The organism is Nosocomiicoccus massiliensis, assembly GCF_000438455.1.
Classification (GTDB): domain Bacteria; phylum Bacillota; class Bacilli; order Staphylococcales; family Salinicoccaceae; genus Nosocomiicoccus; species Nosocomiicoccus massiliensis.
On record NZ_CAVG010000106.1, the window covers coordinates 1 to 12,069 of the forward strand.

14 protein-coding genes are annotated in these 12,069 nt (G+C 35.3%); 10 read left to right on the forward strand and 4 right to left on the reverse strand.

Going from position 1 to position 12,069, the window contains the following annotated elements:
* The first annotated feature begins 206 nt into the window (after positions 1-206).
* From TJ68_RS04735 to fumC, 3 genes are all read left to right on the forward strand, one after another.
* Complete coding sequence (locus tag TJ68_RS04735; RefSeq protein ID WP_040929024.1) at positions 207-791, forward strand: sugar phosphate isomerase family; 585 nt, start codon at positions 207-209, stop codon at positions 789-791.
* A 10-nt stretch (positions 792-801) separates the two neighbouring features.
* Positions 802-990: a hypothetical protein gene (locus TJ68_RS04740; RefSeq protein ID WP_040929025.1), complete on the forward strand. Its 189-nt coding sequence runs from the start codon at positions 802-804 to the stop codon at positions 988-990.
* A gap of 84 nt (positions 991-1,074) precedes the next feature.
* The gene (fumC, locus tag TJ68_RS04745) at positions 1,075-2,463 is read left to right on the forward strand and encodes a class II fumarate hydratase (protein WP_040929026.1); all 1,389 of its coding nucleotides are present in this window, start codon (positions 1,075-1,077) and stop codon (positions 2,461-2,463) included.
* A gap of 39 nt (positions 2,464-2,502) precedes the next feature.
* Here the strand turns inward: fumC and TJ68_RS04750 are convergent, their stop codons facing one another.
* The 3 genes from TJ68_RS04750 to TJ68_RS04760 are packed head-to-tail and all read right to left on the reverse strand — an operon-like array spanning position 2,503 to position 4,185.
* Entirely contained in the window at positions 2,503-3,291 is a 789-nt protein-coding gene (locus tag TJ68_RS04750; RefSeq protein ID WP_040929027.1) for an RluA family pseudouridine synthase, read from the reverse strand.
* Complete coding sequence (locus tag TJ68_RS04755; RefSeq protein ID WP_040929028.1) at positions 3,288-3,791, reverse strand: thioredoxin family protein; 504 nt, start codon at positions 3,789-3,791, stop codon at positions 3,288-3,290. Before TJ68_RS04755 ends, TJ68_RS04750 begins: the two co-directional genes overlap by 4 nt.
* Positions 3,781-4,185 (reverse strand): disulfide oxidoreductase, encoded by a 405-nt coding sequence (locus TJ68_RS04760; protein WP_040929036.1) that lies wholly within the window; start codon positions 4,183-4,185, stop codon positions 3,781-3,783. Before TJ68_RS04760 ends, TJ68_RS04755 begins: the two co-directional genes overlap by 11 nt.
* A gap of 118 nt (positions 4,186-4,303) precedes the next feature.
* Here TJ68_RS04760 and TJ68_RS04765 point away from each other — a divergent pair, with 118 nt between their 5' ends.
* Together TJ68_RS04765 and TJ68_RS04770 are read left to right on the forward strand one after the other, a co-directional pair.
* Complete coding sequence (locus TJ68_RS04765; protein ID WP_052327312.1) at positions 4,304-5,404, forward strand: GAF domain-containing sensor histidine kinase; 1,101 nt, start codon at positions 4,304-4,306, stop codon at positions 5,402-5,404.
* Positions 5,405-5,415: 11 nt separating this feature from the next.
* The gene (locus tag TJ68_RS04770; protein WP_040929030.1) at positions 5,416-6,042 is read left to right on the forward strand and encodes a response regulator; all 627 of its coding nucleotides are present in this window, start codon (positions 5,416-5,418) and stop codon (positions 6,040-6,042) included.
* Here TJ68_RS04770 and TJ68_RS04775 read toward each other — a convergent pair.
* A complete protein-coding gene (locus tag TJ68_RS04775) occupies positions 6,032-6,907 on the reverse strand; it encodes a cation diffusion facilitator family transporter (protein ID WP_040929031.1) in 876 nt (291 codons plus the stop codon). The genes TJ68_RS04770 and TJ68_RS04775 overlap by 11 nt on opposite strands.
* Positions 6,908-7,410: 503 nt before the next feature.
* Between TJ68_RS04775 and TJ68_RS04780 the strand changes: the two genes are divergently transcribed.
* From TJ68_RS04780 to TJ68_RS04800, 5 genes are all read left to right on the forward strand, one after another.
* Positions 7,411-7,857: a helix-turn-helix transcriptional regulator gene (locus TJ68_RS04780; protein WP_040929032.1), complete on the forward strand. Its 447-nt coding sequence runs from the start codon at positions 7,411-7,413 to the stop codon at positions 7,855-7,857.
* Positions 7,858-7,906: 49 nt separating this feature from the next.
* The gene (locus tag TJ68_RS04785; protein WP_040929033.1) at positions 7,907-9,037 is read left to right on the forward strand and encodes a DUF445 domain-containing protein; all 1,131 of its coding nucleotides are present in this window, start codon (positions 7,907-7,909) and stop codon (positions 9,035-9,037) included.
* A 74-nt stretch (positions 9,038-9,111) separates the two neighbouring features.
* Entirely contained in the window at positions 9,112-9,459 is a 348-nt protein-coding gene (locus tag TJ68_RS04790; protein ID WP_040929034.1) for a YlbF/YmcA family competence regulator, read from the forward strand.
* Positions 9,460-9,580: 121 nt separating this feature from the next.
* Positions 9,581-10,765 (forward strand): metallophosphoesterase family protein, encoded by a 1,185-nt coding sequence (locus tag TJ68_RS04795; RefSeq protein WP_040929035.1) that lies wholly within the window; start codon positions 9,581-9,583, stop codon positions 10,763-10,765.
* Positions 10,766-10,769: 4 nt separating this feature from the next.
* On the forward strand, positions 10,770-12,069 hold a 1,300-nt coding region (locus TJ68_RS04800; protein ID WP_148449654.1), incomplete at its 3' end, for an AAA family ATPase.

The window sequence follows — 12,069 nt, forward strand, 5'->3', positions numbered from 1 at the left end:
AATCGAAGTTAGGAATGCTGCACATACCATAAAGATAAGAATTGCTTTCATCTATAATATCCCCCAGTGCGTTTAATAGTTACTCTCATTATAAACTATTTTGTCAGTGAAACAAAGCGTATTTTAAATATCAATTAAACATTGTTTAAAATGGCTGTTTTCGGGTAATCTATTATTAATAACTGTTCTGATAGGAGACGACAATTATGGCTTTAAACTTTAGAATTTATGAAACAAAACATGATGCGGATTTATTTTTAGCAGATCAATTAAGAAAACAAATTTCATTAAATCCGGATTCTACATTAGTACTTGATTTAAACGATGTACTAGATAACGCGTATGATCATTTAATCGGTGAAGTCAATAACCACCCGGTCAATTTAGCAAACGTGAAATTATTACTTGCAAATGGTGACGGAGGTGCGAAATTTAACGCACTTGATATTCCAGAGCAACAAATTCGTAATGTAAAATCTGATGACGATTTAAATCGTTATCTCGACAAAAAAGAGAAAGTAAACGTTGCGGTTTTAAATTTAGATCATGAATTTAAAGGATTTAAATCGGGTAATAGCGAAGACTTATTTAAAGCAAAAGAGTTATTTATTTATGCGTCAGGCACTGGTGCGAGTGAAACAGTTCGTAAACTTTACGACGCAGATATGAGTAAAGATTCTCCGTTAAGTAAAGTAAAAAATCACCGTATGGTGACTGTAATTTTAGATGCTGAAGCGGCGAGTAAACTAGATAGAGACATTCGCGAATTTTACACGTACAAGTTTGCGTAGGAGAGATAATATGAATAAAAAACGCAATGAAGAAGAATACACTGATGAAAATACGATGACGTTTAATACAGAAGACGTAAAAGCACTCGGTGAAGAGATGGAAGCTATCTCTGAAGGGCAAACAGCATCAATAGACCATACAAACCACGGTGCTGATTTAGAAGATAAAGATCTCGATAAAGACGAGAATAAAAAGTAATCATGAACTAAATAATTTTAAGTGAATCCTCCTGTAATTTCAGTTATACTAATGGTAAATACAAAATTCAGGAGGATTTTTTTAATGTCTTACAGAATTGAACATGATACGTTTGGTGAAATTAAAGTTCCAGCAGACAAGTTTTGGGCAGCTCAAACTGAAAGAAGTCGTCAAAACTTCCCGGTTGGTAAAGAAAAAATGCCGATTGAAGTGATTGTCGCTTTTGCTCAGCTTAAACGCGCGGCAGCAATTGTGAACTCTGAACTTGGTAAATTATCTGAAGAGAAAAAAGACGCGATCGTTTACGCGACAGATAAAATTATCGCTAGAGAACTAGACGAACACTTCCCGTTAGTCGTATGGCAAACTGGAAGCGGTACGCAAAGTAACATGAACGTGAACGAAGTTGTTGCACACGTTGCGAACGATTATTTAAAAGAAAAGGGGAGTGACGAGGTTGTTCATCCTAACGATGATGTCAACAAATCACAAAGCTCAAATGATACGTTCCCAACTGCAATGTACGTTGCGTTAATGACTGAAACAGAAGTGACTTTACTTCCAGCACTTCAAAAGTTACGCGACACGTTTAAAGAAAAAGAAGAAAAGTTCCAAGATATTATTAAAATCGGTCGTACACACTTACAAGATGCAACACCACTTTCACTTGGTCAAGAAGTGAGTGGCTGGAGATATTCTTTAGATAAGTCATTAGAAATGATCAACGAATCTAAAAAACAACTTGCAAACCTAGCAATCGGTGGAACTGCCGTTGGTACAGGGTTAAACGCACACCCTGAGTTCGGTGATAGAGTTGCAAAACAAATTTCTGAACAAACTGGATATGATTTTGTTTCATCTGATAACAAATTCCATGCGTTATCTCAGTACGATGAAGTTGTATACTTCCACGGTGCTTTAAAAGCATTAGCTGGGGATGTATTAAAAATTGTTAACGATATTCGTTGGTTAGCATCAGGTCCACGTGCAGGTATCGGTGAAATTACGATTCCTGAAAACGAACCAGGATCATCAATCATGCCAGGTAAAGTAAACCCAACGCAGGCTGAGATGTTATCGATGGTTGCAGCACAAGTATTCGGTAACGACGCAGCAGTCGGTTTCGGTGCGTCACAAGGTAACTTTGAATTAAACGTTTATAAACCATTAATTTTAATGAACACTTTACAATCAATTTACCTTCTTGGTGACGGTATGGATACGTTCAATAACAACTGTGCAGTTGGAATTGAACCGAACATGGAAGTCATCGATGAGTTATTAAATCGTTCACTCATGTTAGTCACAGCATTAAACCCACATATCGGTTATGAAAATGCAGCGACAATTGCGAAAAACGCACATAATAAAGGTATTACATTAAAAGAATCAGCATTAGAAACTGGTCTCGTAACAGAAGAACAGTTCGACGAATGGATCCGTCCAGAAGATATGATTCATCCGAATGCATAATTGAAATATAAAAGGTCAGTCTCACGTGAGACTGACCTTTTATATTTCTACATTGATAATTTCTTCTGTAACGGGATGGTTAAACTGTACACGTGAAGCGTAGAGGCGTAGTGTATCGTTTTTAGTGCCACCGTATATTTTATCTCCAATAATCGGAGCGCCGAGATGTGACAAGTGAACGCGAATTTGATGCGTGCGTCCTGTTTCCAGTTGCACTGTCACTTTATTACCTGTGATTGAAATAACGTTTGTTACTGCGTATTTACCATGTCGATTTACTTCTTGGTGATTTTTACTTTTCACTTGTTTGATTGGTAACTCTATTTTACCGACTTTTAATCTACCGATTGAAGAGGCATATGCTGTATATTCTCTTGTAATTTCATGATGTTCGATCATATAGTCTAACATCTTTTTCACGTAGCTATTTTTAGCGATTATTAAAAGGCCTTTCGTGTCGTAGTCTAAACGGTGTACCGGCTCTAAGTATGGTGAAGAAATCGTATTCGCTGCGTCGTTCATTAACGTATTTGTTTCGTCTTCGTTCGGATGCGTCTTTTTATTGTGCGGTTTTAACACGACTGCTAAATAATCATCTTCGTACATGACGGTAACTGTCTCGTTACTTTTTATATAATTACTATTTTGTGAAAAATCAGGAAGATGAACAACATCTCCCTGACTCACTAAATCTCTTAATTGTTTTTGTTCGCCGTTTATCGTAATTTGTTTACTCATTCTTAACCAGTGCATTTCTTTTTTAGGGATATGCATTGATTTTAAAATGTTTTCGAGCGATTCGTTTTGCTGTGTGGCCGTAAAAATCATTGGTTTCTAACGCTTTTAATCCATTCTACGTAGTTGTCTGCCGATTGTGCGCCACCTTCAGCACGAGTCACTTCTTTACCGTCTTTATAATAGACGAGTGTTGGTGTTGCAGTAATCCCTGCAGTTTGTTGGAATTCTGGATATTCTAACACGTTCAGTTGAACGAGAGGGAAATCCTCTTTTTCTTTTGCACCGATTAATAGTGGAGTAGATTCGATACAATACTGACAAACTGGGCTCCAGTAATAGACGAATAATTCATCTTCATTGTCGATCTTTTCTTGTGTCACTTCAGGTGTTTCATTGAAATGATAGTTTTCATCGTCTAATCTGTCGATTGTTGGACCTTGAAGATCTTTGACCTCTTTATCAGTATATGGATAATAACCACTTTCACTGATCTTTTCTGGATTATTTTTGTCAGACTGTAATACTAAAAATACCGCAGCAAAAGCAATGATAACGACTGCGATAATACCGTAAAATAATTTATTGTTCATAGTTTTTCTCCTTTTTAAAAGTGAGTATTGATAAAATAATAATAATAAAGAACGCTGTAAGCGACATGAACGGAATCGTTATAAATCCGAGATAGTTTACGTATGTCACTGTACAAGTATTATCACTACACGCGTTAAACCCGTCTTGTATCGCCGGTAGTTTTTGAAGTGAATAGTGGTAAATACCGATTAAAAAGCCGAATACACTCATCGATAATATATAAATGTTCGCTTTTATGTCGTTTTTAATTATTGCGATTAAAGTTATAATAGTAAGTGGGTACATTAAAATTCGTTGATACCAGCATAGTTCGCATGGTATGTAGTTTCTAATTTCACTGAAATATAAAGACCCGAGTGTCGCGATGAGTGACACGATAAAAATAAGTTGCATCAATAATTTTTTGTTCAACCGATCACCTCAATGTGTTACGTACGTTACGTTTTATTTTAACATAAAGAGAAATGTATAGAGAAAATAAAGTGTCGAATTTTTTACAAGGAGCATGCATGTGAAAAGTAAAATAGAATTACTACGAATGATTGCAGAGTATTTAAATCAAGAGACAAATCGCGACACGATGTTAAATGAGGCGCTGAAGTTACTGATCGACAATAGTGAATTCGATACAGGATGGATTTTTTTCATCGATAAAAATGGAGAACACGACCTCGCTGCGCATTATAATTTACCAGTTGGATTAAAGGAAAATGATTATGAGAAATTATTTAACGGTAAATGTTGGTGCGTCAATCAGTATAACCGTGATAATTTAAAAAATGCGACGAATATAATCGCGTGTTCTAGACTAGAAAAATTGATGCGTGAAGATGCTTCTAAAAATGAAGGGATCACACATCACGCGACAGTGCCACTTATATCTAGTGGGGATTCGTTCGGTATATTAAACGTCGCTTCTAAATACGTTAAAGCATACGATAAAGACACGTTAGATTTACTAGAATCCGTGGCGTTTCAAATTGGTTCAACGTTAAAGCGAATTGAACTGACAAAGATTGAAAAAGAAAATGCACGTATTCAAGAACGTCAACGCCTCGCAAGAGATCTCCATGATTCGATTAGCCAGACGATTTTTTCGATTAACATTATGAGTAATGCGGGAGTTAGAATTGCAGAGTCAGAAGAGATGAAATCGACGCTACAAAAAATTGAGTCGACGTCTAAATATGCAATGAATGAAATGAAAGCTCTCATATGGCAGCTAAAACCAATAGGGTTAGAAAACGGGCTTGTCGATGCATTAAAAGAATATGCAGCACTCATTCATATTGAATTATCGATTGATATCGATGGATTTTATCAGTTGCCAGATAACAGTGAAATCGAAGTATTTCGTGTCATTCAAGAAGCGTTAAATAATACGAGCAAGCATTCGAATGTAAATAAAAGTGATGTAAAAATTATCGTTTCTGAAGGTGTGTTTTCTGTCGTTGTAAGAGATGAAGGTGACGGATTTAATATGAAAGAAATCACGCGTCAGCATGGTTTAAAAAACATGAAAGCACGTGTCGAACGACTCGGTGGACTGTTTAGTGTTAAATCTGACGTCGGTCAAGGCACGACGATTCGTTTTACGATACCGATTGAATAGAGGGGATAACTATGAATATTGTAATTACTGATGATCACGCAGTCGTGCGTGAAGGTATGAAGTTTTTACTTAGTACAACAGAAGATTTAAAAGTCGTAAAAGATGTCGATAGTGGTGCGAAGTTAATTCAGTTTTTAGAAGACAATCATAAAAAGATAGATTTAGTATTACTTGATTTAGTCATGCCTGAAATGGACGGTATGGCGGTGTTAGAAATCGTTAAACGAGAGTTTCCAAAATTAAAAGTGGTGATTTTAACGAGCTACACGTCAGAAGAATACGTGCGTCCAGCATTAAATAAAAAAGCAGACGGCTATTTAATTAAAGAAATGGATGCGGATGATTTAATCGAATCTCTAAGAAGGGTCGCAAATGGAGCGCAGGTGATTCATCCTGATGTGGAGTTAATGTTATCTAAAGGGCAATTGCCACATCAAAAAAATGTGTTGTCAACACGAGAATTAGAAGTGCTAAAAGAGATGGTACTCGGTAAAAGTAATAAAGAAATCGCAGAGACTCTGTTTGTAAGTGAAAAAACGGTCAAAACACATGTGAGTCATATTTTAAATAAACTCGAAGTGTCTGACCGTACACAAGCTGTCGTCTATGCGATTCGTCATCACATTATTAATTTATAACTGCGGGTTCAATATGAACGATTGTTTCAGTATCACCGAATGCGTCGGACATAGCATGTTCGATGTGTTCGGTAATTTTATGTCCTTCTATCACGTTTAAATGTGGATCGACAGTGACTGTCACATCGATAAAATAAATAAATCCATGAGAACGTCCTTTAATATCTACAACGTCTATGACACCGTTGACATCTTCGATGAGCGTCTTCATTTGATTCAATATTTTGCTATTAAAACCGTCGGTTAACGTCGTTGCGGTTTCTTTAAATATAATGATCGCAGTGTATATAATTAACGCTCCGATTAAAAAACTCGCAATTGTATCGAGTGTTTCAAAACCAAGTAATACCCCAATGATACCTATCGCAGCTCCAAGAGATACCATGCCGTCTTGGAAGTTATCGATACTCGCAGCTTTTAACGCCACACTGTTGACTTTATTTGCGAGTTTGTAGTTAATAACCGCGACGATAAACATTATAATCATCGAAAATAAAGATACATATAACGACGTCGTACTCGGTTCAGCGAAGTCGTTATTCATAAATTTAATAACCGTTTGTATAATGACTTGTATACCGACCGCAAACATAATGAAACTTGCGATTAACGCTGCAATTAACTCTGCTCGAAAGTGACCATACGTATGGTTGTCGTCTCTTGGAATTAAAGCGATTGTTAAACCGATAAATAGCGCAGTTGAACCAATCACGTCAGTAAAGTTATTTAATCCGTCTGCTATTAACGCATCGGATTTATCAAAAAAACCAACAGTTATTTTAACGACTGATAAAAAAATATATGTACAAATAGAAAGCACTGCACCGTGACGTGCTTTTGTAATATTTTGTTTAATCGTTTGCATTTAAGCACCTCGAACAAAAATAATCTAGATATAAATTTTATCACTTTTTAATTGAGATTACATATGTATTATTTTACTTTTACGTCTAAAAAGGAATATAATAAAATAGCACGATAGGTATTAACAAACAGAAAACAAAATGACATAATTATAAAATAAAAAGACGTTTTAATTTGAAATTCATTATAAAATTATTATGTATCACATGCGTTTTAATTGCATTTACACTACATTATGTACTAAAATGTGTTTCTACGATGATATTCTTGTATATAGAATTCTCATCAAGCGTTGACAGTATTATATTGTATGTCATTTTAAACATTATCCTACCAGTTTCATTCATCGTTGCGAAGAGTTACTTTAAGATTTATAAATCGGTTTAAACTTTGTTCAACTAAAAGGTGCGACTGCTAAATGGGATGTTAATATCCTCGAGTCGAATGAGGAAAACACACGTTAACATATAGTTTAACGTATAAATGAAGGGAAGAATTTTAGTTATGGACAAAAAAGCCTTTACTAAGGTCATTCAGGAGAAGTTCAAAATAGTGCGAACAGAAGCTGGCTATACTCAAGATTCTATGAGTCAAACAGTCGGTCTTTCTAAAAAGACACTTGTACAAATCGAAAAAGAGAGAATCGTTCCAAACTGGACAACATGTGTTTCAATTTGTGCATTATTCAGAGATAGCGACATTTTAACAAGTACTTTCGGTGGGGACCCACTAGAACTTGCTCAAGTATTATCTCGCGGTAATGCGCACTATCCACAGTACAACAAAGAAATGTTATATTGGGAGAAATTAGAAGAAAAAGACGGATGGAGATTAGAGAAAAACAAAATGAACGATCTCTACCGCGTCGTAAATGCTGACAATCAGGCAGAACACGCATCTTACCTAGAGCGTCAAGCAGTGACATTCTTCAAACAAAAAACTTCAGAATAATATACTGAACACCTACAGTTAGGTGTTCTTTTTTTAAGGAGGTAAAAGAATGTCTGTGACGACGATTATAATAACGACAATTGTCGGTGCGTTAATCGGTGGGGTGACGAACACGATAGCGATTAAAATGTTATTTCATCCGTATGAAGCAAAATATATATTTGGGAAACGAATCCCACTGACACCTGGTGTTGTTCCGATGCGTAGAGATGAGGCATCAAAAAAGCTTGGAAATATAATTACAGGCTATTTATTAACACCAGAAGTTTTTGTAGAAAAACTACAAAGTAAAGAATCACAAAAATTTATGGATTTATTCATCGATCGCCAAATTCAAACGATTGAAGAAGAAAACGTGTCAATCGGTGACGTGTTAAATAAAATATCTCCAAATTTAAAAGAGAAAATATTATCATTTTTATATCAAGAAATTGATTCGAAGATAAAAACGTCAAGTGACGAACTGATGAACAGGTCAATTGAATCACTGATTCCGCATGACGCAAAAGAAACGATTGACAAAGAAGTCAATAATTTACATCTCGTGATTAACGAGAAAATCATTACGTATTTAACATCTGATAAAGGTTACGAAGATATATATACGATGATTGATGATTTTATCGAAAATAGAGGTAAACTCGAGCGTGCGTTAAAATATGTCGTACCGAAAGATTCACTTGCAACTCGTGTACAAGGGGAGTTAGTGAAGCTATTAAGTCATGAAGACATGAAATCGATTGAACGAGAATTCATCGTAAGAGAGTATGATAAATTTATAAAAAAATCTCCGAGCGAATATATCTCAAAAATCGATCAAGAAAAAGCGACACATAGTGCAGCGGAAATATTTAAACGCAAAATGAATTTAGAAGAATTACTCGACAGACCAATCGCTCAGTTAAATGAAAGAATGTTTCAATCGTTTAAAACTTCAGGAAAACTACGTTTAAGAGACAACATCACGCATTATCTTGGAAAATACATTCCAAGTATCGTAAAACATTTAAAATTAGCTGAAGTTATTAAACGTCAAATCGATAGTTTTGACATAAAAACACTCGAATTTTTAGTGTTTGAAGTAGCAAGAAAAGAACTACAAATGATTATGTTACTCGGATATGTACTTGGAGGAATCGTTGGATTTTTACAAGGTATCCTCGTTCCGTTAATAGTGTAACCGTATCATTTTAATTTATATTCGACGTATGATATTATAATCAATATGAAATTTTAAATACAGAGGAGAATTCCATGGTAAACGTATATGATCAAGCAAATGCGCTTGAAAGTGCTTTGAGACAATCAGAAGAATTTAAAGCATTAGAATCTTTTTACAAAGCGGTAAATGAAAACGAAGATTCAAAAAAATTATTCGATGAATTTAGAGAAGTTCAAATGGAACTTCAATTAAAACAAATGCAAGGTGAGGAAATGTTAGATTCTGATATTGAGCGTGCACAGCAAACAGCACAATCAGTAGAAGAAGATGAAAACATTAAACAATTAATGGAAGCGGAGCAAAAATTAAGTATGTTAATCCAAGACTTAAACCGCGTCATTATGAAACCAATCGAAGAACTATACAAAGTGAATGAGTAAATTAAAGTAGAATGATTATAGGTTTTTAAACGAATATAATCTCTCAAGAGGCAAGGGTTAGACCCCATGCCTCTTTTGTCGTTTTTTGGTATAATGTATGAAAAGAAAGGTGAGGTGAACGATGGTTAAATTTATCCACGCTGCCGATTTACATCTCGATAGCCCGTTTAAGTCGAGAAGTGAATTGCCGCCACACATTGTTGATCGTTTAATGGAAAGTACATACAACGCAACGAAACGTATGATCGACTATGCAATAAAAGAAAAAGTCGATTTTATCATTATTGCTGGAGATGTATTTGACCAAAAAAACAGAACATTAAAATCAGAAATATTTTTAAAAGAACAACTTCAACGTTTAGAAGATAACGGAATCTTTACGTATATGATTCACGGTAACCATGACCCGCTTGATCATAATGTTAAGACGAGTTGGCCAAGTACGGTTCATGTATTTAAAGAAAACATCGAAACATATCAATTGATGAGTAAAGATAACGAGAAAATCTTTTTACACGGATTTAGTTATTTACACGATGAAACATACGAAAATAAAATTGATCATTATCCAGTAAATAATCGAAACGACGGTATTCATATCGGTATATTACACGGAACGTATTCTAAGTCGAACACGAAGAGTAAACGATATACAGAATTTACTTTAGAAGACTTACGTTCGAAACTCTATCATTACTGGGCACTTGGACATATTCATCAGCGCCAAGAACTATCAGATATGCCGCTTATAAACTATGCAGGTAACATTCAAGGGCGTCATATGAATGAAACAGGAGAAAAAGGATTTTATATCGTATCCGGAGACCACGTTCATTTATATAGTACGTTTGTCAGTGTTGAAGATATTCAATTTGAACGCTATGATCTCGAAATCAATAATATTTATCGTGATGAGTTATATCGTGCAGTCACGGAATATAAAAACAAACTCCGTAAAGAAGGTAGTCGTGTAATCGAATTAACGGTCTATTATGACGGAGAAGAAGATATTAGCGGTAACGACTATTACGAAGTACTATCTCTATTACAAGAAGATGAACGAGATGTCGAAGATTTTGTGTGGATTGATCGACTATATATCGAACAAGAAAATGCCGATCAAAACGCACTACTCACGGATATAAAAAATTCATTTAAAGATGACGATGATCTATATAAAACAGCGTTAAACACGTTATATATGGACCCGAAAGTCAATAAATTTTTACCACCAATGGAAGATATCGACAAAGAAAAGCTACTAGAACTTGGTGAAGCACGTTTAAAACTACTCATGAGGAAGTAACAATATGAAAATTAAAGGATTAGATATATACGGTTACGGTAAAATCATCGATAAAAGTTTTAAAATTGAACATGATTTCGTCCAAGTGTTTGGGGAAAACGAAGCGGGTAAATCGACGATGATGTCGTTTATTCACTCAATTTTATTCGGATTCCCGCGCCGAAACGAAGGCGAACCAAGACGTGAACCGAGACTTGGTAACGCCTATGGTGGGCGACTAATCGTTCAGTTTGTCGATGAAGTTGGACCGGTAACTATTGAACGTATTAAAGGCAATAAGTCAACTGGAGACGTACGTATTACGATGGCTGACGGTACAGAACGAAGCGAAGATTGGCTAAAAAGAAAATTAAATTATATCGATAAAGAAATGTATCGCTCGATATTCTCATTTGATGTTCTCGGTCTACAAGATATTAACAAAAACTTAACCGAAAAAGATCTTCAAGATTATTTGCTGCGTGCAGGTGCACTCGGTTCTAATAAATATGAAGACATGCTTAACGCAATTAACGCTAAACTTGACGAACTTTATAAGCGTAACGGTACGAAACCAGATATAAACGTAAAAATCGATTCGATAAGCAATATGACTGAAAAAATCGCAGAGCTTGAGTCGTATGAAGAGACATATGAATCACTCGTGAGTGAAAAGCATAAAATTATCGAAAGCATCGAACGTAAAAGACATTCGGTAAATAGCACTAAACAGCAACTCAAAAATAAGATGAAAGAAATTATGTATCATCCAGAAATTAAAGAGTGGCAAAGTTTAGCAAATAAAATCGATGTCGAACCAGTCTTGTTCCCAGAAAAAGGGATTGAGCGTTATGAGGCGCTTAAAAACCATTTAACAACTGGTCAAAAAGATAAATTACTCCGTCAAGAAAAACTCGAAGCACTCATTCGAGAAGAAAATAGAGTCGTGTTACCAGAAGAAGACACACTCAACTATTTAGAAAGACTGAGTAAAGAAGAGCCAAACATTAAACACGAACTGCTTGAACTCGAACGTTTACAAAGTGAAGTCGCGACGATCGAAGAAAAAATTCACCGCTCGATGAACGATATCGGTTGGCAAGAAGAGCATTTAGATGTAGACGATTCAAACATCGTGAGAGAAAATGTTCAAAGTTTATTATCCCGTCACGATGAAATCGAAATGGAAAGCGAATTTTATAATAATTCAATCGCCCAACTAAAAGATGAAATTAAAGAGACGGATAAAAAACTAGAGAGTTTCTCTGACAGTCAAATTTCAAATCAAAGAATACGTGCAAAGCTTGAAGTTCAAGACTTAGAAC

Coding starts and splice junctions, on each gene's coding strand:
- TJ68_RS04735 (WP_040929024.1), top strand. CDS start 207: ATGGCTTTAAACTTTAGAATTTATGAAACAAAACATGATGCGGATTTA.
- TJ68_RS04740 (WP_040929025.1), top strand. CDS start 802: ATGAATAAAAAACGCAATGAAGAAGAATACACTGATGAAAATACGATG.
- fumC (WP_040929026.1), top strand. CDS start 1,075: ATGTCTTACAGAATTGAACATGATACGTTTGGTGAAATTAAAGTTCCA.
- TJ68_RS04750 (WP_040929027.1), bottom strand. CDS start 3,291: ATGATTTTTACGGCCACACAGCAAAACGAATCGCTCGAAAACATTTTA.
- TJ68_RS04755 (WP_040929028.1), bottom strand. CDS start 3,791: ATGAACAATAAATTATTTTACGGTATTATCGCAGTCGTTATCATTGCT.
- TJ68_RS04760 (WP_040929036.1), bottom strand. CDS start 4,185: ATGCAACTTATTTTTATCGTGTCACTCATCGCGACACTCGGGTCTTTA.
- TJ68_RS04770 (WP_040929030.1), top strand. CDS start 5,416: ATGAATATTGTAATTACTGATGATCACGCAGTCGTGCGTGAAGGTATG.
- TJ68_RS04775 (WP_040929031.1), bottom strand. CDS start 6,907: ATGCAAACGATTAAACAAAATATTACAAAAGCACGTCACGGTGCAGTG.
- TJ68_RS04780 (WP_040929032.1), top strand. CDS start 7,411: ATGGACAAAAAAGCCTTTACTAAGGTCATTCAGGAGAAGTTCAAAATA.
- TJ68_RS04785 (WP_040929033.1), top strand. CDS start 7,907: ATGTCTGTGACGACGATTATAATAACGACAATTGTCGGTGCGTTAATC.
- TJ68_RS04790 (WP_040929034.1), top strand. CDS start 9,112: ATGGTAAACGTATATGATCAAGCAAATGCGCTTGAAAGTGCTTTGAGA.
- TJ68_RS04795 (WP_040929035.1), top strand. CDS start 9,581: ATGGTTAAATTTATCCACGCTGCCGATTTACATCTCGATAGCCCGTTT.